The organism is Streptomyces sp. MB09-02B (genome assembly GCF_033794485.1).
In the GTDB taxonomy this organism is placed as follows: Bacteria; Actinomycetota; Actinomycetes; order Streptomycetales; family Streptomycetaceae; genus Streptomyces.
The window spans coordinates 1-21973 of sequence record NZ_JARGEE010000012.1 but is presented as its reverse complement, the minus strand read 5'-3'; the positions used below and the strand labels follow the sequence as shown (position 1 = coordinate 21973).

The 21973-nt window shown below is 71.3% G+C and carries 18 protein-coding genes; 4 read left to right on the top strand and 14 right to left on the bottom strand.

Annotation, left to right across the window (positions count from 1 at the left end):
* Nucleotides 1-10 precede the first annotated feature (10 nt).
* The 3 genes from P1P70_RS03680 to P1P70_RS03670 all read left to right on the top strand — a co-directional run bounded on the left by P1P70_RS03680 (nt 11) and on the right by P1P70_RS03670 (nt 4561).
* On the top strand, nt 11-991 hold the full coding sequence (locus tag P1P70_RS03680) for a xanthine dehydrogenase family protein subunit M (protein WP_319234524.1): 981 nt from the start codon (nt 11-13) through the stop codon (nt 989-991).
* A complete protein-coding gene (locus P1P70_RS03675) occupies nt 988-3201 on the top strand; it encodes a xanthine dehydrogenase family protein molybdopterin-binding subunit (RefSeq protein ID WP_319234523.1) in 2214 nt (737 codons plus the stop codon). The genes P1P70_RS03680 and P1P70_RS03675 overlap by 4 nt, the downstream gene beginning before the upstream one ends.
* A 133-nt stretch (nt 3202-3334) precedes the next feature.
* The gene (locus P1P70_RS03670; protein ID WP_319234521.1) at nt 3335-4561 is read left to right on the top strand and encodes an XdhC/CoxI family protein; all 1227 of its coding nucleotides are present in this window, start codon (nt 3335-3337) and stop codon (nt 4559-4561) included.
* A 75-nt stretch (nt 4562-4636) separates the two neighbouring features.
* On the opposite strand, the gene P1P70_RS03665 is transcribed toward P1P70_RS03670, so the two are convergent.
* On the bottom strand, nt 4637-5524 hold the full coding sequence (locus tag P1P70_RS03665) for a helix-turn-helix transcriptional regulator (protein ID WP_319234519.1): 888 nt from the start codon (nt 5522-5524) through the stop codon (nt 4637-4639).
* Between the two features lie 341 nt (nt 5525-5865).
* Here P1P70_RS03665 and P1P70_RS03655 point away from each other — a divergent pair, with 341 nt between their 5' ends.
* Nucleotides 5866-6492 carry a TetR family transcriptional regulator gene (locus tag P1P70_RS03655; RefSeq protein ID WP_319234518.1) on the top strand — a complete coding sequence of 209 codons (627 nt, stop codon included), beginning with the start codon at nt 5866-5868 and terminating at the stop codon, nt 6490-6492.
* An 86-nt stretch (nt 6493-6578) separates the two neighbouring features.
* Here P1P70_RS03655 and P1P70_RS03650 read toward each other — a convergent pair whose 3' ends face one another.
* From P1P70_RS03650 to P1P70_RS03590, 13 genes are all read right to left on the bottom strand, one after another.
* Nucleotides 6579-9503, bottom strand: coding sequence for a glycosyl hydrolase 115 family protein (locus P1P70_RS03650; RefSeq protein ID WP_319234559.1), 2925 nt, complete (start codon nt 9501-9503; stop codon nt 6579-6581).
* Nucleotides 9504-9851: 348 nt separating this feature from the next.
* Entirely contained in the window at nt 9852-10553 is a 702-nt protein-coding gene (locus P1P70_RS03645) for a FadR/GntR family transcriptional regulator (protein WP_319234516.1), read from the bottom strand.
* On the bottom strand, nt 10544-11557 hold the full coding sequence (locus P1P70_RS03640) for an aldo/keto reductase (RefSeq protein ID WP_319234514.1): 1014 nt from the start codon (nt 11555-11557) through the stop codon (nt 10544-10546). Before P1P70_RS03640 ends, P1P70_RS03645 begins: the two co-directional genes overlap by 10 nt.
* A gap of 33 nt (nt 11558-11590) precedes the next feature.
* The gene (locus P1P70_RS03635; RefSeq protein ID WP_319234513.1) at nt 11591-12640 is read right to left on the bottom strand and encodes a sugar kinase; all 1050 of its coding nucleotides are present in this window, start codon (nt 12638-12640) and stop codon (nt 11591-11593) included.
* Nucleotides 12637-13266, bottom strand: coding sequence for a bifunctional 4-hydroxy-2-oxoglutarate aldolase/2-dehydro-3-deoxy-phosphogluconate aldolase (locus P1P70_RS03630; protein ID WP_319234512.1), 630 nt, complete (start codon nt 13264-13266; stop codon nt 12637-12639). The genes P1P70_RS03635 and P1P70_RS03630 overlap by 4 nt, the downstream gene beginning before the upstream one ends.
* The gene (locus tag P1P70_RS03625) at nt 13263-14024 is read right to left on the bottom strand and encodes an SDR family oxidoreductase (RefSeq protein WP_319234510.1); all 762 of its coding nucleotides are present in this window, start codon (nt 14022-14024) and stop codon (nt 13263-13265) included. The genes P1P70_RS03630 and P1P70_RS03625 overlap by 4 nt, the downstream gene beginning before the upstream one ends.
* Entirely contained in the window at nt 14021-15073 is a 1053-nt protein-coding gene (locus P1P70_RS03620) for a zinc-dependent alcohol dehydrogenase (RefSeq protein ID WP_319234508.1), read from the bottom strand. The genes P1P70_RS03625 and P1P70_RS03620 overlap by 4 nt, the downstream gene beginning before the upstream one ends.
* Nucleotides 15070-15507, bottom strand: coding sequence for an RbsD/FucU domain-containing protein (locus P1P70_RS03615; protein ID WP_319234506.1), 438 nt, complete (start codon nt 15505-15507; stop codon nt 15070-15072). The genes P1P70_RS03620 and P1P70_RS03615 overlap by 4 nt, the downstream gene beginning before the upstream one ends.
* Nucleotides 15498-16400 (bottom strand): amidohydrolase family protein, encoded by a 903-nt coding sequence (locus P1P70_RS03610; protein ID WP_319234504.1) that lies wholly within the window; start codon nt 16398-16400, stop codon nt 15498-15500. The genes P1P70_RS03615 and P1P70_RS03610 overlap by 10 nt, the downstream gene beginning before the upstream one ends.
* Entirely contained in the window at nt 16393-17718 is a 1326-nt protein-coding gene (locus P1P70_RS03605) for an L-fuconate dehydratase (protein ID WP_319234502.1), read from the bottom strand. The genes P1P70_RS03610 and P1P70_RS03605 overlap by 8 nt, the downstream gene beginning before the upstream one ends.
* Before the next feature lie 105 nt (nt 17719-17823).
* A complete protein-coding gene (locus P1P70_RS03600; protein ID WP_319234500.1) occupies nt 17824-18867 on the bottom strand; it encodes an ABC transporter permease in 1044 nt (347 codons plus the stop codon).
* Nucleotides 18860-20422: a sugar ABC transporter ATP-binding protein gene (locus P1P70_RS03595; RefSeq protein ID WP_319234498.1), complete on the bottom strand. Its 1563-nt coding sequence runs from the start codon at nt 20420-20422 to the stop codon at nt 18860-18862. Before P1P70_RS03595 ends, P1P70_RS03600 begins: the two co-directional genes overlap by 8 nt.
* Nucleotides 20423-20468: 46 nt before the next feature.
* The gene (locus tag P1P70_RS03590; RefSeq protein ID WP_319234496.1) at nt 20469-21533 is read right to left on the bottom strand and encodes a sugar ABC transporter substrate-binding protein; all 1065 of its coding nucleotides are present in this window, start codon (nt 21531-21533) and stop codon (nt 20469-20471) included.
* Nucleotides 21534-21973: the final 440 nt, after the last annotated feature.

Below are 21973 nucleotides of genomic sequence, written 5' to 3'. Positions count from 1 at the left end.
CACGGTCCCCATGCACCCCTTCTCCTACACCAGGGCCACCACCACCCGGCAGGCCCTCGACGCCGGCCGGGCCGGCGGACGTTACATCGCCGGCGGCACCACCCTCGTCGACCTGATGCGTGAGACCGTCGAACGCCCCGAAGCCCTGGTCGACATCAGCGGCCTGCCGCTGGGGGAGATCATGGTCACCCGGCGCGGGGGCCTGCGCCTCGGCGCGCTGGTCCGGATGTCCGAGGCCGCCGCCCACCGCGGCGTACGCGCCCTGTACCCCGTCATCTCGCAGGCGCTGGAGCTGAGCGCGTCGGCACAGCTGCGCAACATGGCGACCATCGGCGGCAACATCATGCGGCGCACGCGGTGCGCCTACTTCCGCGACGTGAGCGCTGCCTGCAACAAGCGTGAGCCCGGCTCGGGTTGCGCGGCCCTCCACGGCGTCAACCGCACCCACGCGATCCTCGGCACCTCCGACGACTGTGTGGCCACCCATCCCTCCGACGCGGCCGTGGGCTTCGCGGCGCTGGAGGCGACGGTGGTCCTGCTGGGGCCGGACGGCGAGCGCACCGTGCCCTTCGCCGACTTCCTGCTCAAGCCGGGCAGGACCCCGAACCGGGAACAGGCGCTGCGTCGCGGCGAGTTGATCACCGCTGTCGAGCTTCCCCCTCTCCCACGTCCGCTGAGATCCGGCTATCTGAAGGTGCGCGACCGGCAGTCCTACGAGTTCGCGCTCACCTCGGCGGCCGTCGCCCTGCACATCGGTGGTGGGGTGATCCGCGTCGCGAAGGTCGCCGCCGGCGGTGTGGGCACGGTGCCGTGGAAGCTGCGCGCCGTCGAGCGTGAGCTCATCGGGCGGCGCCCGTCGGAAGCCCTGTGGACCAGGGCCGCCGAGCGGGCGGCGGACGGGGCCCGCCCCCTCCGGCACAACCGGTTCAAGGTCGAGTTGCTCAAACGGACCGTCGAGCGCCAACTGCGCGTCGTAGGAGGTGGCAAGTGAGCCGACAGCCACAGGCAGCCGTCGGAGCGCCGCTGTCCCGGGTGGACGGACGGCTGAAGGTCACCGGCCGGGCCAAGTACGCCGCCGACCACGACATCGACGGCGTGGTGCACGCGGTCGTCGTCGACAGCACCGTCGCGCGCGGCCGCATCACCGGCATCGACACCCGCGCCGCCGACGCCCTGCGCGGAGTTCTTGGTGTCATCAGCCATCTCGACGAACCCGCGCTGGCCTACCGTGACAACCCGGGCGCCTGGTTGGACCCGTTCGTCGGCGAAAGGCTGCATGTCTTCGAGGACGACAGGGTCCGCTTCTTCGGCCAGCCCGTCGCCGTGGTCCTCGCCCGCACGCTGGAGGTCGCCCAGCACGCCGCCGCCCTTGTGGAGGTCGCCTACGAGGCCGAGCGGTCGGCGACCGACATGACGGCGTCCGGAGTCCCGGAGAACGACCCGCAGCCCCAGCAGAACTACACCCGCGGCAACCCCGAGGAGGCGTTGGCCTCGGCGGATGTGCGGGTGGAGGGCACCTACCGGCTCGTCCGCAACCACCACAACGCGATGGAGCCGCACGCCACCGTCGCCCGCTGGGACGGCGAGAAGCTCACCGTGTGGGACAAGACCCAGTGGGTGCTGGGCGCGCGGGACGAGCTCGCCGCCGTGTTCGGCATTCCCGCGGAGGACGTGCGCGTCATCTCCCCGTTCGTGGGCGGCGCCTTCGGCAACGCGCTGCGCACCTGGCCGCACACCACCATCGCGGCCCTCGCCGCCCGGCAGATCGGTAGGCCGGTCAAACTGGTCCTGACCCGCGAGCAGCTCTACTACGGGGTGGGCTACCGGCCCGCCTACGAGTACGGTCTGCGGCTGGGCAGCACCCGCAGCGGACGGGTGACCGCGGCGGACCACCGTATACGGGCCGAGACCTCCCGGTACGAGAACTATGGCGAGGGCGCCATGGTCCCGGGGCAGGTGCTGTACGCCACGCCCCACGTCCGCCAGGCGTACCGGACCGTGCCGCTGGACGTGAACACCCCGACGTTCATGCGGGGCCCGGGCTACTCCACCGCCGCCTTCGCCATCGAGTCGGCCATGGACGAACTCGCCCACGAGCTCGGCATCGACCCGGTCGAGCTGCGGTTGCGCAACGAACCGCAGGAGGACCCTTCCAACGGGCTGCCGTTCTCCACCCGGCGGCTGCGCGAGTGCCTGCGGACGGGAGCCCGCGAGTTCGGCTGGCGCCGGCGCGGCGCCCGACCCCGCTCCCGGCGGGACGGCGACTGGCTGATCGGCATGGGCATGGCCAGCGGTGTCTACGACACCCTGCGCATGCGGTCCGAGGCGCGGATCAGGCTCGACGCCGACGGCACGGCCCTGGTCCAGACGTCGACCAGCGACATGGGCCCCGGCACCTACACCTCCATGACCCAGCTCGCCGCCGACGCCCTCGGCCTGACCATGCGTACGGTCCGCTGCGAACTCGGTGACTCCACCTTCCCGGCGGCCCCGCCGCACGGCGGCTCGCAGACCATGGCCGGCGTCGGATCCGCCGTCCAGGACGGCTGCGACAAGCTGCGACGGGAGGTGACCGATCTCGCCGTCAAGGACCGGCGGTCACCGCTGTACGGCGTCGACGCCGGCTCCGTCGTGGTCCGCGGCGGCCGGATGTACGTGAGCGGCACCCCCTCGCGCGGCGAGACCTACCGGCAACTGCTGGCCCGTAACGGCCGTACGCACCTGGAGACACGCGGCACGTTCACCCCGAGCGCCGATGACCGCTACTCCATGTACGCCTACAGCGCGGTGTTCGCAGAGGTGGCCGTCGACCGGCGGCTGGGCCTGGTGCGGATGCGTCGGATGCTCGGTGTCTACGACGTCGGGCGGATCATCAGCCCCAAGCTCGCCGACAGCCAGGCCCTCGGGGCCATGGTGGGCGGCATCGGGCAGGCCCTGCTGGAACACACGGTCACCGACCACCGCGACGGCCGGATCGTCAACGCCGGCCTCGCCGACTACCTCGTCCCCGTCAACGCCGACGTCCCCGACCTCAAGGCGGTCTATCTGGACGGGGAGGACCGTCACGCCGACCCCATCGGCGTCAAGGGCCTCGGCGAGATCGTGAAGGTCGGGGTCGCGCCGGCCATCGCCAACGCGGTCTTCAACGCCACCGGACGCCGCGTCCGCGAGCTGCCGATCACCGCGGAAGCCCTGCTCTGAGCCCCGGAACGGCCGGGCCTTCCTCCCTCCCCCGGGGGAGCCCCGTGACCGTTCCGGCCGGCCCGCCGCCGCGCAGACCATCCCCCTCCAGCGCGACGGCGGGCCTCCGCGACCACTCACCGAAGGACCTCTCATGCTGAACATCGCGGACTCGCTGTACCGCTGGTGCCGCGAGGCCCGTCCCTTCGCCCTCGCCACCGTCATCCACGTCAGCGGCAGCGCACCCATGCCCCCCGGCACCTCACTGGCCGTGGGGACCGACGGCGAAGCGGTCGGCAGTATCTCCGGAGGATGCGTGGAAGGCGCCGTCTACGAGCTGTGCACGCAAATCCTGGAGTCGGGCGAACCCCCGGTACGGGCCTCGTTCGGCTACTCCGACGACGACGCCTTCGCCGTGGGACTGACCTGTGGCGGCGAGCTGGAGGTCCTGGTCCAGCGGATCGACCCCCTCGACCAGCCCCATCTCCCCACCGCCCTGGAACAGGTCTCGACCGGGATGCCCCTCTCCGTGGCACAGGTGATCGACGGGCCGCGGCGCCTCCTCGGCCGCACCCTGTCCGTCCTCGGGGGCGGCAGCGCGTACGACGGCACACTGGGCAGCCAGCTGACGGACCGTACGGTGGCCACCCAGGTGGGCGCGCTGCTGCGGGCGGGCCGGACCACCCGCGTCGAGATCGGCGGGGACGCCGACGCCGGCCCGGAGAAACTGACCCTCCTGGTGCACACCCACGCGCCGCCGCCCCACATGCTGATCTTCGGAGCCGTCGACTTCGCCGCCGCCCTCAGCCAGGCCGGACGGTTCCTCGGCTACCGGGTCACCGTCTGCGACGCCCGCCCCGTCTTCGCCACCGCCGAGCGCTTCCCGCACGCCGACGAGGTCGTCGCCGACTGGCCCCACCGCTACCTGGAACGCGCCGAGGTCGACGCCCGCACCGCGATCTGCGTCCTCACCCACGACGCCAAGTTCGACATCCCCCTGCTCCGTGTGGCCCTCGGCCTCCCGGTCGGCTACATCGGTGCGATGGGCTCCCGCCGCACCCACGAACACCGCGTGGATCGTCTGCGCGAGGCCGGCGTGCCCGAGGAGCACCTCGCGCGCCTGCACTCACCGATCGGACTCGACCTCGGCGCCCACACCCCCGAGGAGACGGCGGTCTCCATCACCGCCGAGATCATCGCCCACACCAACAACGGCACCGGCCTGCCCCTGTCCCGTGTCCCCGGCCCCATCCACGGTCCCGTCCCTGCGGCCCGGCTGTCGTCGCCGGCTTCGGCGACGGGGAGCGAGAAGGCGGGCGCGGGCCCGGACGCCCCCTCGTGCGTACGGCCGGAGAGACCGATGTCGGCGATCGGGGGATGACACAGCGACAGGCAGGTCCGGAAGGACGCGGGGCCGACGGGACACCGCTCCGCCCGGAGGAGGTCTTCCAGGCGGTCAGCCCAGCGGCTCGACCTCCCAACTGGCCAGCACCCGCAGGGCTTCCTCCGAGCGGGAGCCGGGCTCGGCGTGGTAGGTGACCAGACGCATGGGGGCGCCCCCGGGAAGCGCCATGGGTTCGCGGACGAGGTCGAACTCTCCCACCAGGGGGTGCCGCATGCGCACGGTCTCGCCCACGGTCCCGCAGCTCACCTCGTGCCGCGCCCACTGCCGCCGGAACTCCTCGCTCTTCTGTGACAACTCCTGGATCAGTGAGGAGAAGTGCGGATCCCGTGGGCTTTTGCCGGCGTTCATGCGCAACGCTCTGGTGATTCTCAGTGCGGTGCCGTCCGGATCCACGAACCTCTTGCGTGCCTCGGACGAGAGGAAGGCCAGCCGGGCCGCATTGCGCTCCTCGGGCGACAACAGGCCCCAGTCCCCGAAGACGGCGGTGGCGAGGCGGTTCCACCCCAGGATGTTCAGGCGCCTGTCGACGACGTAGGCGGGCACCCCGAGCGTGTCGAGCAGGTGCTGCACGCTGGTCCGCAGTCGTTGCGGAGGGGGCGTGGCCCGCGTCTCGCTCTGCCGCTCGGGCTGGGCCAGCCGTACCAGATGCTCCCGCTCCTCCTCGTTCAGGCGCAGTGCGCGGGCGATGGCGTCCAGTACCTCGGCCGACATGGTCTCGCCGTATCCCTGCTCCAGGCGCGCGTAGTACGCGTACGACACCCCCGCCAGTTGCGCCAGCTCCTCGCGCCGTAGCCCGGGGACCCGCCGTCGGCCGTAGGAGGGCAGGCCCACGTCCTCGGGCCTGAGCCGGGCCCTGCGCGAGCGCAGGAACTCCTTCAACTCGGTACGCCGGTCGAGCCCGGACGTCACTCGGTCATCGGGGGCCACATGTGAAGACATCTCTGTCCTCCCGCTGTCGTACGAGCCTCGCTGGTGCGGAGCAGCGTACAACACAGAGTCCATGACTCATATTGATACTCAGTATCAGGCAGACATGGGGTCTCGCTATAACCGGTTCCTCGTGCGGTTTCGGCCGTCAGTTCGTGACGGCCGCCCTGGAGCGCGGCGACAAGGTCGGGGCCACCGCTCGCGACACCGGGGCCCTGGCGGAGTGGATGCAGAGAACCCGCCCTGCGGGCCCTCTTCGGCAGCTCCCCGCCGCAGCTCGTCCCGCGGGTCTACGCGGAACGGCCAGTGCTGATACTCAGTATCAATGTGAGTCTTTGTTGTAACCTCCCAGTATGAGTGAGACCCCCCGTACCGCCGCTCAGCCCGCCCGCAAGCCACCCGGCCTGCGTGAGCGCATGCGCGCGACGGTTCAGGCGGAAGTCGTCGAGGTGGCGCACCGGCTCTTCACCGAGCAGGGGTTCGACCGGACCACCGTCGACCAGATCGCCGCCGAGGTGGGCCTGTCGCGCGCCAGCCTGTTCAGGTACTTCGGCACCAAGGAGGACATCGTCCTGGGGCGCCTGGAGGAGACCGGCCGCCGGATCGCGGAGGAGCTCGCCGCCCGTCCCGACGACGAGCAGCCCTGGCAGGCACTGCGCCGGGCCTTCGACGCCCTCACGCGGATCAACGAGACGGCGCCGCCCGAGCGCGTACTCAGCTACCTGCGCATGCTCCAGCAGGCCCCCTCACTGCGCGCCCGTCACCACGAGAAGCAACTCGGCTGGCAGAAACTGCTGGTGCCGGAGATCGCCCGGCGGCTGGGGGCCGACCCCAGCCGGTCCGAGGACCCGCGTCCGGGCGCACTGGTCGCCGCCGCGCTCGGCTGCCTGGACGTGGCCTCGGCGGCGTGGGTGGCCTGTGAGGGCACCGTCCCCCTGGCCGTGCTGCTCGACCGGGCGATGGGAGCACTGGCGGAGTAACCCGGCCCGCCCGCACACACTCACCCTTGCCTGGTGACGACGAACGGGCGGGGCGACGAGCATGCCGTGGACCGTCGACGGGGCCGTCAGTGATCCGGCGTGTCCAGGCTCTCCAGGGTCTCCGCGGGCGTCGGATCGGGGTTGAAGACCGAGTGGTAACTCTCCGGCGGCGCGAGGTAGGTGGTGGGCAGGCCGCCGGTGTCGATGACGATCTGGTCCACGGCGATCGCCGGGTCGGCCATGAACAGCCGCAGCAGGTGTTCGCCGGGCTCGGTGACGGTCACCGTGGCGGTCAGCTTCTCGATGCCGTCCTCCACGTTGCGGGCCCACGCGTCGCCCCGGTTCCCGGTGGCGATCGCCTGACCCGACAGGACGGTGACCGGCTGGTCGTCGAGGGCCAGGGCCAGCCGGCGGTGACCGCGCTCGTCGAGGGAGGGCAGACGGAAGACGGTGACGGGGAAGGTGCCGGTGGTGGCGAAGCGCACCCGGTACCGCAACTCCGCCGCTCGGGTGCCGAAGTCCGCGGTGACCGGGACCGCCGTCGACGGCACGGCCTCCACCGCGCCCGTACGGCGGCCGAGCCCCCGCACGGTCCGCCAGCGGCAGCCGCCGCGCGCCACCCGCCGGTCGGCGTGGACGGCGTCGATCGACACATAGCCGTGCGCCTCGACGAAGCCGCGGACCCGCCGGCGGGCCCGCTCCCCGTCGTTGCGCACCCGCAACGGCACCTCGACGTGCTGACCGGCGCCGGTCACGGTGACCGTGGCGTCGTGCGTGCCCTCGGGCACGCGCGCCCAGTCGATCTCCACCCAGACCCGGGTCTGCTCGGTGAAGGAGCCGCCCGCCTCGCTCAGCCGCACCCAGGGGTGGCTGGGCTCGGCGGCCCAGTCCATCGCCAGGAAGCCGGTGTTGAAGACGTCCACGAAACGCCGGTCCCGGGTGTAGGAGGTGAAGGACAACGCGCGGTCCGCTCCCGTCTCGTTCCCCTCTCCCACCACTCCCAGGCCTGAGGTGTCCCGGCGGGCCACCCTGGTGACGCTCGGGCGGCCCGGTGCCTTCGGGATCTGCGACGGGTACGGGTTGACGATCCCGTCCCATTTCCCGCCCGCCACCTCGGTGTTGTACCGCTTGGTGATCGCCGCTTCCTCGGCGTGGGCCGCCTCGGCCAGGTCCGCGAAGCGGTTGGCCCCCGCCCCGCGTCCCTGGCGCACGGCCAGCGCGTTGCGGTCCGCCCAGTAGTACTTGAGATTCATCAGGTAGGCGCCGTGGACCGGGTACTCGACCAGTTCGTAGTAGGCGTCCCGGTAGGCCTCGGGCAGCTTGGCCCCCAACGCCCTGATCCGCTCCAACAGCCGCTCGTACGCCTCCATCCGGCGTCCCGCCTCGTCTCCGTGATGCACCACCGAGAGCAGCCCCCGGGCGACGAACTCCGGGCGCAGTTCGGCCGCCAGCCGGTAGTACTCGGTGCGGATCGCCGCCATCTCCCGTCCGTGGCGGTGCCCGAACTGCCGCCCGGCCCACTCGGCCGCGAAGTCCTCGACCTCGTCCGGGCCCCAGCGGTCCACGTCCCAGGCCATGTCCATCGAGAAGGACAGCCCGCTCTCGATCGACTTGATGTCGCCGACGTTGAAGATCCACATGCGGTCGGCGCCGTGCTCGTACACCCGCCGCAGCTCCTGCCAGACCTTGGCCGGTTGGGTGGTGTCCAGCCACAGGTAGCTCTTGGGGCGGCCCCAGTAGGAGAGGTGGTAGTAGATGCCGTTGCCGCCGGGGCGGCGGCGCTCGGCCTCGGTGGGCAGCTGCCGCATGTTGCCGTGGTTGTCGTCCGGCCAGATCAGCGTGACGTCGTCGGGGACCTGGACACCCGCGTTGTAGAGCTCCAGGACCTCCTTGTACGGGATGAAGATCTGTGGCTGAGCCGCGGTGCCGACCTCCTCGGCGAGGATCCGGCGCTGGTCGGCGATGATGTCGTTCATCACCGCGACCTTCTGCGGGACGGTGGTGGCGTGCCGGGTCTCCAGCGCGCTGTCGTGCAGCCCGCGCATACCGAGCGTCCAACTGCTCTCGTACGCCGCGTTCTGCCGGGCCCGCGCCCGCCAGTAGTCGGAGATGACACCCGGGTTGACCGTGTAGTCGTAGAGCGGCAGTGCTCCGTCCGCGCCACGGTTCTCCTCCGCCCAGGGTGCCCACTCGTGGACCCCGTTGCGCAGCAGCGCCTCCGGGTGGCTGGAGCCGACGACGATGCCGTAGCGCTCCGCCAGTTCGGGGTTCTCCCGGTGCTTGTTGAAGAAGTCGGAGTACGGGTGCATGGCCGGCCACAGGTAGTTGGCCTTCAGGCGCAGCAGCAACTCGAAGATGCGTGCGTACGTCTCGGGGCCGATGTTCTTGTCCGGCTCCTGGGTGCGGCGGGACCAAGTGGTCAGGTTCTGCTCGTCGTTGACGAAGACACCCCGGTAGCGGACGGACGGCTCCAGGCGCTTGGACGTGGCCGCCGGCACGGTCACGGTGTCGCGGTGGGCGACCGGCACGTCGGCCCACCAGTACCACGGCGAGACCCCGATCCGCTCCGAGGTGTCGTAGATGCCGTAGACGGTGCCGCGCCGGTCGCTGCCCGCGATGACGAGGGCACGGTCCACCCCGGGCACCGGGCGGTTCACCACCTGGGTCACCGAGGCCTCCCACCGCCCCTTCACCCGGGAGACGTCCAGGCGCCCCTCGGCGACCAGACGGTCGATGACGGGGCTCGCGCCGATGGTGCCCACCAGGACCAGCCGCGCGGCGCGCTCCGGCAGTGTGTGCCGCAGGACGGGGCGCACCCCGCCGACCCGCTCGACATCCGCCCGCAGATCGCCGGCCGCGCGGATCACGCAGGCGTCGTCGGCCGCGTCCACGTGGATGTCGACCGCGGCGCCGTCGCGCACGAGTGTGAAGCCGGGCCTGTCCGATGTCGTGGCACGCGCGGCCGTGGGAAGCACGGTCGGCAGCAGCGGGGCGGCGCCGACGGCCGCCATGCCCCGCAGGAACGACTTGCGCGTCCACGACGGCTGGACCGGCGGTTCGGTGTGCGACACGAGACGCTCCCTTTCCGTGTCGGCCCGACCGGAAGTCCTCGCGTGGACCGTCGGCGGGCTGAGCGCGTGGTCGGCCCGAGAAGAGGCCGAAGTGCAACGGGTGGCGCGAGAGTGCTTGGCATGAACCTGCAGGAAAGCGCTTGCTAAGTCCCGTACCTTAGGTCAGGCCCGGCCGGGGCGTCCAGACCGGTGATCGGAGCGGTTGTGACGATGCCGTCGGCGGTCACATCGGTCATGAACGGTCGACCAGGCCCGACAGGGGACGAGAAGGCCTCCGCGCATCTGCGATCAGTGCATCGCGCCCTTGCGTTCCACGTGCTCGCGCAGCCACCGTTCCGTGTTGCTGACGTGGAGCAGCGCGGCCGCCTGGCTCAGGGCGGCATCCCGGGCCGAGAGCGCGGCGAAGATCGCCTCGTGCTCCTCGAGCGTCCTGCCCGCCGCCCGCCCGTCGACCAGACCACGCCAGATACGGGCGCGCAGGGTACGACCCGATACGCCCTCCAGCAGGGTCAGCAGGGATTCGTTGCCCGCGGCCGAGACCACGGCGTGGTGGAAGGCCGCGTCGTGGGCGTTGAGCGCCTCGACGTCCTCGCGGGCATCGCGCATGGCGTCGAGGTGCTTCTTCACCTGGGCCAGTTGTCCGTCGGAGATCCGCGTGGCGGCCAGCGCGGTGGCCGCCGGTTCGAGCAGGCGCCGCACCTCCATCAGGTCGAGCAGCGCCCCCGAGTCGACCTGGAGGAGCTCCACCGCGCCACCGAGGCTCTCCAGGAGGAGACTCGGCTGGAGACTGGTGACGTAGGTGCCGTCACCCCGTCTCACCTCCAGCACCCGGGCGACGGCCAGTGCCTTCACCGCCTCCCGCGCCAGATTGCGGGACAGCCCCAGCTGCGCCGCCAGTTCCGGTTCCGGTGGCAGCTTCGAACCCGGAGGAAGGGCGCCGGTCCGGATCAGCTCACGGATCCGCTCGATGGCCTTGTCCGTCAGAGACACCGCGAACCCCCTTCCCGCGCGCGTTCCTCGCACACGTCCGACCTGATCAGACCGCGCGTGCGAAGGTCCTCCCAGAGGCCATCGGGCACGCGGCGACGGTGGAGTTCCACGTTCCGCGCGACCTGTTCCGGGCTCCGCATACCGAGAGTGACGTTGACGACACTGGGGTGCGTGAGGGGGAACGCCATGGCCGCGGCGGGGAGGCTCACGCCATGGCTCTCGCAGACCTCCGCGATCGCCAGGGCCCGGGCGACGAGTTCCGGCGGGGCGTCCTGGTAGTCGTACTTCATCCCCTCGGCGGGCCGGTCGCGGGAGAGCAGTCCGGAGTTGAACACACCCACCGCGACCACGCTCTTGCCGTGTTCCAGCGCGGCGGGCAGCACGTCGTCCAGCGCCGACTGGTCGAGCAGGCTGTAGCGACCGGCCAGCATGACCACGTCGGCGGCGGTCTCGCGCAGGAAGCGGGCGAGCATGGCCGACTGGTTCATGCCGGCGCCGATGGCCCCGACGACCCCCTGGTCGCGAAGGTCCGCGAGCGCGGGCATGGCCTCGTCGGCGGCCTGCCGCCAGTGGTCGTCGGGGTCGTGCAGGTAGACGACGTCCAGCCGGTCGAGACCGGTGCGCTCCAGCGTGTCCGCGACGGAGCGGAGCACCCCGTCGCGGCTGAAGTCCCAGCGCCGGCGCAGGTCGTCCCGCACGACGAAACCCTCGCTGTCGACGCCCCGTGGTCGCTCGTTGGGGACCAGCAGGCGGCCCACCTTGGAGGAGACGACGTACGCGTCACGCGGACGGTGCCGCAGAGCCGCGCCCAGACGCTGCTCGGAGAGGCCGAGGCCGTAGTGGGGCGCTGTGTCGAAGTACCGGATGCCCGCCTCCCAGGCCGTGTCGACGGCGGCGGCCGCGTCGGAGGCGGGGGTGACCCGGTAGAGGTTGCCGATGACCGAGGCACCGAATCCGAGTTCGGTGAGTTCGACGGGTGTGTGGTGGATCTTCCGGCGTTGCAAGACGTTCTCCTCGGGGTGTCGGTCGGCGCGTGATCAGCGTCTGACGTGGGCGGAGCCGCCGGCCAGCAGAGCCTCGACCTCGGCGAGGGAGGCCATGGACACGTCGCCGGGGGTGGTCATGGCGAGCGCGCCGTGGGCGGTGCCGTACGCGAGGGCACGCTCCAGATCGGCACCGGCCAACAGGCCGTGGATCAGCCCGGCGGCGAACGCGTCGCCGGAGCCGATACGGTCCAGGACGTGCAGTCCCGGCATGCGCGGACCGGTGACGAAGCCGCTCTCCCGTGACCAGGCCGCCGCTGACCAGTCGTTGACGCCGGCCGACGGCACGTTCCGCAGGGTCGTCGCCAGCACCCTCACCGCGGGTATCCGGCCCGCCACCTCGGACAGCGCGTCCGGGACCTCGTCGGCGTCGATCCGCATCGCACCGGGGTGCTTCCCGGCCAGACCCAGAGCCCCCACCACGACGTCGGCACACGGGGCGAGCCGCAGGTCGACCTCGCGGGCCCGGTCCGGGCCGCCCCGGCCGGCCCAGAGGCTGGGGCGGTAGTTGGGGTCGTACGAGACGGTGACGCCGTGCCGCCGGGCAGCGGCCATCGCCTCCTCCGCCACCTCCACCGTGGTGTCCGAGAGGCCGGCGAAGACACCGCCGGTGTGGAACCAGCGCACACCCGTGGTGAAGACCGCGTCCCAGTCGACGGCGCCGGGCCGCAGCTGGGAGACCGCGGTGTGCGCGCGGTCGCTCACGCCCACCGCACCCCGGATGCCGAACCCCCGCTCGACGAAGTTCAGCCCGTTGCGGGCGGTGCGGCCGACTCCGTCGTCCGGCACCCAGCGGATCAGCGAGGTGTCGACTCCACCCTGCAGGACCAGGTCCTCGGTGAGACGTCCGACCGCGTTGTCCACCAGAGCCGTCACCACGGCCGTGCGCCGGCCGAAACAGCGGCGCAGACCGCGGACGACGTTGTACTCGCCGCCGCCCTCCCACACCTGGAACGTCCGGGCGGTGCGGATCCGGCCCTCGCCCGGGTCGAAGCGGAGCATCACCTCGCCCAGGGCCACCACCTCCGGCGCGGGCCCGCTCATGTCGCACTCCTGGCCACGGCTTCGGCCGTCAACCGCCGGACCTCCGGGTAGTCGCCGCGCTCCAGGTGTTCGGCGGTGGCCATCCAGGTGCCGCCGACGGCGACGACCGCGGCGTGGGAGAGGTAGCCGGGCACGTCGGCCGGGCGGATGCCGCCGGTCGGCACGAACCGCGCCTGCGGGAAGGGTGCCGCCAGAGCGCGGAGCATCGACACGCCTCCGAGCGGCTCCGCGGGGAAGAGCTTGACGGTGTCGAGGCCGGCCCGCAGTGCGCGCATCAGCTCGGTGGCGGTGGCGATGCCCGGCACGACCGGAACACCCAACTCGCGGCATTTACCGACGACTTCGGCGTCGAAGCCGGGCGACACCACGAAGCGGGCCCCGGCCTGGACAGCCCGCTCCGCCTGCTCGGCGGTGAGGACGGTGCCCGCTCCGACGGTCAGTTCACCGTGCGCCGCCATCGCCTTCACGACCTGCTCGGCATCCGGGGTGCGGAAGGTGACCTCGGCGCACCGCGCCCCGCCCGCCGCCAGGGCATCGGCGAGCGGGGCGGCCATCGAGGCCGACGGCACGGTCAGCACCGGCAGGACACGGGCGCCGCCGAGCACGGAGGCCAGATCGGCGGTCATCGGCCGAGCCATCCGCCGTCGACGGGCAGCACGGTGCCGTGGACGTAGGCGGCCGCGTCCGAGGCGAGGAACACGGTGGCGCCCGCCAGGTCGTCGGACGTGCCCCAGCGTCCGGCCGGGATGCGGTCCAGGATGGCCCGGCTGCGCGCCGGGTCGTCCCGCAACGCCTGGGTGTTGTCGGTGGCGATGTAGCCGGGCGCCAGGGCGTTGACGTTGACGCCGTGCGGGGCCCACTCGTTGGCCAGGGCCTTGGTCAGGCCGGCGATGCCGTGCTTGGCGGCGGTGTAGCCGGGCACGGTGATACCGCCCTGGAAACTGAGCAGGGACGCCGTGAAGATGATGTTCCCCCGGCCCCGGGCCACCATGGCGGCGCCCACGGCCCTCGTCAGTGCGAACTGGGCCGTGAGGTTGACCTGGAGCACCAACTCCCAGTCCGTGTCCGCGTGTTCGGCGGCCGGGGCGCGGCGGATGGTGCCCGCGTTGTTGACCAGGATGTCCACGGGCCGCTCACGTCCGGCGAGGTCCGCGCCGAGGGCTCGTACGGCGTCGGGGTCGGCGAAGTCGGTGCGGATCGCCTCGAAGGTGCGGCCCGCGGCCACGACGTCCTTCTCGACGTCGCTGCCGGATTCCTCCAGCGAGGCGCTCACCCCGATGACGTCCGCGCCGGCCGCGGCGAGGGCGCGGGCCATGGCCCGGCCGATGCCGCGCCGGGCGCCGGTGACGACAGCGAGCCTCCCGGTGAGGTCGAAGGCGTTCATACGGTGGCCCCCTGGGCGTTGTCGGTGCTCTCGGTGCAGTCCACGAGGATCTTCATCACGTCTCCGCCGCCCTCCAGGGCATCGAAGGCGGCGGGTGCCTGGGTGAGCGGTACGACCTTGCTGATCAGCCGCTCGGCCGGGATCGTGCCGTCGGCGACCAGGGCGACCGCCCGCTCGAAGTCCGAGCGGTCGTACAACCGGGCGCCGACGAGGGTGAGTTCACGCCAGAAGAAGCGGTGCAGATTGATCTCGCGGGGCCGCGGGTGGATGGCGACGAGGCACAACCGGCCGCGCACACCCAGGACTTCGACTGCGGTGTCCACGCCGCCTGCCGCGCCGGAGACCTCGAACGCGACGTCCGCGCCCGCGTCCCCGGTCCAGGTCCGGACGAGGGTCGGGATGTCCTCCTCGGCCGGGTTCCAGGCCGTCAGGCCCAACTCCTCGGCGAGTCCGCGTCGGTGGGCGCTCAGCTCCACGACCCGGACCTCGGCGCCCGCCGCCCGGGCGACCAGCGCGATCAGGACGCCGACGGGTCCGCCGCCGACCACCACGACCTTCTCGCCCGCGGTGACCTCCGCCCGGCCCACGTCGTGCACGGCGACCGCCGTCGGCTCGACGAGTGCGGCCCGGTCGAGGGGGAGGGTGTCGGGCAGCCGGACGAGTGTGGAGGCCGGCACGGTCCAGCGCTGTTGCATCGCGCCGGGGGAGTCGATGCCGATGAAGTCCAGGTGCTGGCAGACGTGCCGGTGCCCCGACCGGCAGGCGGGGCAGGTGTCGTCCCAGCGCAGCGGCATCACCGTGACCGGGTCACCGGGGCGCCAGTCCGCCACGTCCGGGCCGACGCGTACGACGTGGCCGGACATCTCGTGTCCGAGGACGGCGGGCGTACGCACCCGGGCGTCCATGTCGCCGTGGAAGATGTGCAGGTCGGTGCCGCAGATGCCGACGTAGGCGGGGGCCAGCTCGACCTCACCGGGGCCCGGAGGCGCGTCGAGTGCGGGGGCGGTGTCCAGGGTGCGGGCCGCGGTGTAGCGGACGGCGAGTGTCATCGTGTTCTCAGGGTCCCTTCAGCGCGGACGCCGATGGTCAGCAGCAGGTTGGCGTAGGTGCGGGTGTCGGCGGTGACGATCGCCAGCGCCAGGTCGGGGGAGCGGGCGGCGTCGTAGAACTCGAAGCGGCCGAGCGACTGCACCGGGGCGGGTGCGAGAAGGGAGCGGTACTCGGCGATGGCCGGCGGTTCCGGTTCGTCCTCCGGCGGCACCATCACCTGGGCCGACTCGACGGGCACGGCGCGCAGCAGGACCTGGAGCACGGTGGTGACGTCGAGCAGACCGGGGGCCAGGTTGAGGTGGACGGTCCGGGCGCGCTCGCCGACGGCGGTGCTCGCGGGGTAGTGGCCGTCGGCGAGCAGCACGCGTGCGCCGTGGCCGGCTCCGGCCAGGGACCGGAGGATCTCGGGGTGCAGGAGTTCGGTCAGGAGCACGCTGGTGTCCTTTCGACGGGGGTGAGGCGGTAGAAGTCGCGCGCGGTTCCGGCGAGGACCGCTTCGTTCTCGCTCTCCGAGCAGCCGGTGAGGAGTTCCTCGACGGTGGCGGCCCAGCGGTTCCATCCGCCGGCGAGGACGCAGACCGGCCAGTCGGAGCCGAACATCAGCCGGTCGGGCCCGAAGACGTCCCACAGCACGTCCCACACCGGGCGGATGTCGTCGAGGGTCCACTTCTCGTGGTCGGCCTCGGTGACCAGGCCCGACACCTTGCAGCGCACCTGTGGGTGTCCGGCGAGCCGGCGTACGTCCCGCTCCCAGTCGGCCAGCTCACCGCCGACGATCGGGGGTTTGCCCGCGTGGTCGAGGACCAGGGGCAGTTCCGGGAGGCGCTCCGCCAGGCGGACCGCCTGGTCGAACTGGTGGCTGCGGATCAGCACGTCGTAGCCGAGCCCGCGCTCACCGACCGTCCGCAGCGCCCGCTCGACGGACGGTCGTCGCAGCCACTCCGGGTCCTGTTCGCCCTGGACGACGTGCCGTACGGCGCGCAGGTACGAGCCTTTCCGGCCGGCCCCCAGTTCGTCGAGGACGTCGCCGACCGCGGGGCTGGTCAGGTCGACCCAGCCGACGACCGCGCCGACCAGCGGGTCCTTGTCGGCGAGGGCGAGCAGGTCGCGTGTCTCGGGCAGGGACGCCACGCACTGGACGACCACGGAGCTCGTCAGCTGCCGCCCTGCGATCGGCCGGGTCGCGGCCGAGCGCAGGTCGTCGGTGCCGAACGAGCGGCGGATGGGTTCATGGCCGGGCCCGTCCAGCCACGGCTGCGGCCGGTCGTCCAGGTTCCACACGTGGTGGTGGGCGTCGACGAGGCCGGGGTGCGAGGCGTCAGACACGGGCCGCCCAGACGGGGCCGTCGGGGTAGGTGTACTCCTTGAGGGAGTCGGGGTGCATCTGGGCGCTCAGGCCCGGCAGGGTCGGCGCGAGGTAGTGGCCGCCGGCGATGCGGACGGGGTCGACGAAGTGTTCGTGCAGGTGGTCGACGTACTCGATGACCCGGTCCTCGGTGGTGCCGGAGACGGCGACGTAGTCGAACATCGACAGGTGCTGCACCATCTCGCACAGGCCGACCCCGCCGGCGTGCGGGCAGACCGGGATGCCGAACTTGGCGGCGAGCAGCAGGATCGCGAGGTTCTCGTTGACGCCGCCGACCCGGGCGGAGTCGATCTGCACGATGTCGACGGCGCCGGCCTGGAGCAGCTGCTTGAAGACGACGCGGTTGGCCACGTGTTCCCCGGTGGCGACCTTGATGGGGGTGACGGCATCGCGGACGGCGGCGTGGCCGAGGATGTCGTCGGGGGAGGTGGGCTCCTCGATCCAGTACGGGTCGTAGGGCGCCAGCGCCCGCATCCAGTCGATCGCGGGCTGGACGTCCCATCTCTGGTTGGCGTCGACCGCGATGCGGATGGACTCGCCTACCGTCTCGCGGGCGGTGCGCATCCGCCGTACGTCGTCGTCGAGGTCAGCGCCGACCTTCAGCTTGATCTGGGTGAAGCCGTCGGCGACGGCCTCGCGGGCGAGGCGGGCCAGCTTCTCGTCGGAGTAGCCGAGCCAGCCGGGGGTGGTGGTGTAGGCGGGGTAGCCACGCTCCAGCAGGTCGGCGATGCGCTCCTGGCGGCCCGGTTCGGCACGCCGGAGGATCTCCAGTGCCTCCTCGGGGGTGAGGGCGTCGCTGAGCCAGCGGAAGTCGACCTGGGCGACGAGCTCCTCGGGTGACATCCCGGCCAGGAAGCGCCAGACGGGCTCGCCCGCCCGCTTCGCGGCGAGGTCCCAGGCGGCGTTGACGACCGCGCCGGTCGCCATGTGGATGGCGCCCTTCTCCGGTCCCAGCCAGCGCAGTTGGGGGTCGTGGACCAGCGAGCGGGAGAACGCGCCGAGGTCACCGCAGACCTCGTCGACGGACAGGCCCACCACATGGGGGGCGAGGGCCGCGATGGCGGCGGCCTGGACATCGTTGCCCCGGCCGGTGGTGAAGGCCAGGGCGTGGCCCTCCAGCCCGTCACCGGCGTCGGTGCGCAGGACGACATAGGCCGCCGAGTAGTCGGGTTCGGGGTTCATCGCGTCCGAGCCGTCGAGGTGCTCGGACGTGGGGAAGCGTACGTCGAGGACGTCCAGGGCGGTGATACGGGCGGAGGCGGACTCAGGGGAGGACATGGCAACTCCTGTGCGAGCGGGGACGAACGGCCCCTGCGACGAGATGGGTGAAGGGGGAGTGCGGCGGCCGTGCGGGCGGTGTGGTCCGGCGACGGCCGCCGGGAGTCACTCCTGGACCTTGCCGCCCGTGATACGCGAGATCATCAGCGCGACGAGGATGATCAGGCCGTTCAGGGCGCCGATCCACTGGGCGGGCACGCCGGCCAGGGTGAGCACGTTCTGGATCATGAAGAGCAGCAGGATGCCGCTGAAGGCGCCGAACATGGTGCCCTTGCCGCCGTTGAGGCTGATGCCTCCGATGACGGCGGCGGCGAAGACGGTGAAGATGTAGCCGTTGCCCTGGGCCGAGGCCACCGAAGCGAGCCGTCCGGACAGCAGCAGGCCGGCGAGCGCGGCGAGCAGGCTGCCGGCGACGATGACGATCCACAGCACCCGGTCGGTGCGGATACCGGCCGCCTTCGCGGCGTCGACGTTGCCGCCGATGGCGTACAACGACCGCCCGAAGCTGGTCCATCCGAGGACCACGACGGCGACGGCGAACAGCGCCAGGCAGAGCCAGATGGAGGCGGGCATCCCGAACCATTCGGCGGTGCCCAGGTAGAGCATCGACTCGGGCAGTTGGAAGAAGGTCTGTCCGCCGGAGATGCCGGTCAGAACGCCTCGCAGCACGATCAGCATGCCGAGGGTGACGATGAAGCCGTTGAGGCCGAAGCGGATGATCAGCAGGGCGTTGATCACGCCGACGAGCACGCCCACGGCGAGGGTGACCGGGATCGACCAGGCTCCGGGCAGGAGCCCGAGGCCGTGTCCCGCGCCGGTCGGGACGACCAGCCAGGCCGCGACACCGGGTGCCAGGCCCATCGTGGACTCCAGCGACAGGTCCATCTTCTTGACGATCAGGACCATCGTCTGCGCCAGGACCAGAAGGGCGATCTCCGACATGGTCTGCAGGACGTTGATGAGGTTGTCCGCCTGCAGGAAGACCGGGTTGACGATCTGACCCACGATCGCGATGGCGACGATGGCGGGGACCAGGGCGAGGTCGCGCATCCGGGCCAGCGGTATCCGGCCGCCGAACAGGCCGGTCCGCCCGGGCTGCGGCTCGGTGGTCTTGGGGGCGGGCGCGTCCGCGAGGACGGTTTCAGGCATCGAGGTCCACTCCTTCCATCGCGGCGACGAGGTCGTGGTCGTGCCAGCCGCGGGCCATCTCTGAGGTGACACGGCCCTGGAACATCACCAGGATCCGGTCGCACATGCGCAGGTCGTCGAGTTCGTCGGAGGCGATGAGCACTCCGGTTCCGGTGTCCGCGGTCTCTTCGACCTTGCCGAGGAGGAACTCCTTGGAGCGCACGTCCACGCCCGCGGTCGGGTTGATCAGGACCAGCAGTTTGGGGTCGTCGGCCAGGGCGCGGGCCATGACGACCTTCTGCTGGTTGCCGCCGGACAGGGCGGAGACGGGCAGTTCCGGGCCGGGCGTCTTGATCGCGAGGTTGTCGATCATGCTCTTGGCGAGCGCGTCCCGTCGGCCGCGGTTGAGGAAACCGTTGTCACCGAGCCGGTGGGGGACGGACAGCGTGGCGTTGTCCGCGATCGACATGTCGGGGACGAAGCCCTGGTGGTGCCGGTCCTGGGGTACGAACCCGGCGCCCGCGGCGAGCGCGGCGGGGACGCTCCCCGACCGCGTGGGCGTGCCGGCGATCTCGACCCGGCCACCGTCGGCGGCCCGCAGCCCCACGACGGTCTCGGCGACCTCGGTACGGCCGCTGCCGGCCGCCCCCGCGAGCCCGACGATCTCCCCGGCGCCCACCTGGAAGGTGACGCCGTCGTAGGTGTCGCCGTTCAGGTCGCTGACGCTCAGGGCCGCCGTCGCGCCGCCGTCCCGGCTGCTCACTCGTTCCTGGCGCCGGTCGGCCGCCGCCTCACCGGTCATGGCGGCGACGAGGTCGGTGCGGGGAAGCTCCGCGACCGGGGCGGTCACGATGTGCCGGGCGTCCCGGAACACCGTCACCATGTCGCAGATCTCGTACACCTCCTGGAGGTGGTGACTGATGAACAGGAAGGTGACGCCCTGGCGTTGCAGGTCGCGGATCCGGTCGAAGAGCCGGTTGATCGCCGCGCCGTCGAGCTGGGCGGTCGGCTCGTCGAGGATGATGAACCGGGCGCCGAAGGACAGAGCGCGGGCGATCTCGACGAACTGCCGCTGTTCCACACTGAGATCGCCGGCCGGGGTCTGGGGATCGACGTCCACCGACCACGCCGACAGCAGTTCCTTCGCCCGGCCGCGGACGCCCTGCCAGCTGATCAGCCGGTTGCGTCCGTGGTCGTGCCGGTTCAGGAACAGGTTCTCCGCGACGGTCAGCGTGGGGATGATCGTCGACTTCTGGTAGACGCAGGCCACGCGCCGCCGCCAGGCGTCGCGGTCGCTGAGCCGGGGAGCCGGCTCGCCGGCGAAGGTCACCGTCCCCTCGTCGGGGGCCTGGAGCCCGGTCAGCACGGAGACCAGGGTCGACTTGCCGGCGCCGTTGCGGCCGACGAGTGCGTGGGTCTCGCCGGGCCGGATGGTGATCCGGGCGCCGTTCAGGGCCACCGTCGGACCGAATCGTTTGACTATGCCCGTCGCCTCGACGACGGGCGGGCCCGCCGGGGCCCGTCCGTCGTCCGCCGGGACGGACGCGGGGGTGACTGCTCGCTCCCCGTCGCTCATCTCAACCACCTTGTGTCCATGGGATATTGGGCCGCCTGGCGAGAAATCAGCCGAGGTTGTTGCCCCACAGGGAGGTGCTGTCGCTCTTCACGCTGGGCACGCCGCCGTAGGTGCCGCCGTCGGCGGTGACGAGCGGGGCGGAGAGCTGGTCCTCCAGCAGTCCGTCGCGGACCTTGATGATGGTGCTGTCGTGGTCGGTCTTGCCGGGCACGAACGTCTTCCCGTCGATCGCGGCCTTGAGGTAGTACAGGGCGTACTTGGCGTACTGGTCGGCCGGCTGGGAGACGGTGGCGTCGATCTTCCCCTCGGCTATGGACCTGAGCTCCTCGGGGATTCCGTCGTTGGAGACGACGAAGACGTGCTTCTTGTTCTTCGGGTCGACCAACAGGCCCTTCTGCTTGAGGACCTGGAGGGTGCCGGACAGGGCGAAGCTGGACTGCATGTAGACGCCCTTGATGTCCGGGTGCTGGGTCAGACGCGTCTGGAGCTTCTGCGCGGCGACCGCGCCGTCCCAGTTGGTGGCCTCACCGAACACGGTGATGTCCGGGTAGCTCTTCTTCATGCACTCGTTGAACGCCTCGGTGCGGTCACGGCCGTTGATGGAGTCCAGGCCGCCCTGGAGCATGACGACCTTGCCCTTGCCGCCGAGCTTGGTACCGAGGTACTGACACGCCTTCTCGCCGTACGCGCGGTTGTCGGCCCGTACGACCATGTAGACCTTGCCGCTGTCGGGACGGGTGTCCACGGTGACGACCGGGATCTTCTTGGCCTCCAGCTGCGCCAGGGTCGGCGCGATGGCGGCGGTGTCCTGCGGGGCCATCGCCAGGCCCTTGACGCCCTGGCTGATGAACGTCTGCGCGTTGGCGGTCAGCTTGGCGACGTCGTTCTGCGAGTTGGTGGTCTTGAGGGAGAGGCCCAGCTCCTTGGCGGCCTCCGGCGTGTACTTGATGTACGAGTTCCAGAAGTCGGTGTCGGAACGCGGGTAGTCGACGCCGACCAGCGGCTTGCCGCTCGTAGTGGCAGCGGTCTGCGTGTCCCCGCCGCAGGCGGTGAGCAGGGCCAGTGCGGAGAGGGTGGCGACGGCTGAGCAGGCGATGGTTCTGAGTCTCATCGGGTGTTCCTCGCGCTGAGCAGATGGGTGACGGGCGACGTTTCGCCGTGCGGCGGCTGATGCCCGCCTCAAGAGATGGGATGTTTGTAAAGGATGGTTGGGGGGCGTGTCTAGTGCCCTGGGGGATTTTCTTGTGAAGTGCCAGGTCAAGGCAGGTTGATGTTTTGCTGCGCGGCATCCGGGAGCGGTAGATCCATCCCATCAATGTGTGAGGTGGGTAGCGCGTCTCCGTCGCCGTGAGGCCTGATCTCGACGTGTCACGCCGCAGAAGACATGGCATGTCTGGCGTAAGACAAAAGGGATGATTGGCGTACATGCTGACAGATTCTCGAAGTGAGCCGGACTTTCATCCCTTGAAGTGTTGACATCGGCTGGATACGTGTCGGACCTTCGTCCGTAACACCGGGGCACCCGAGCCCCATCGGTACCCCGCCCCGGTT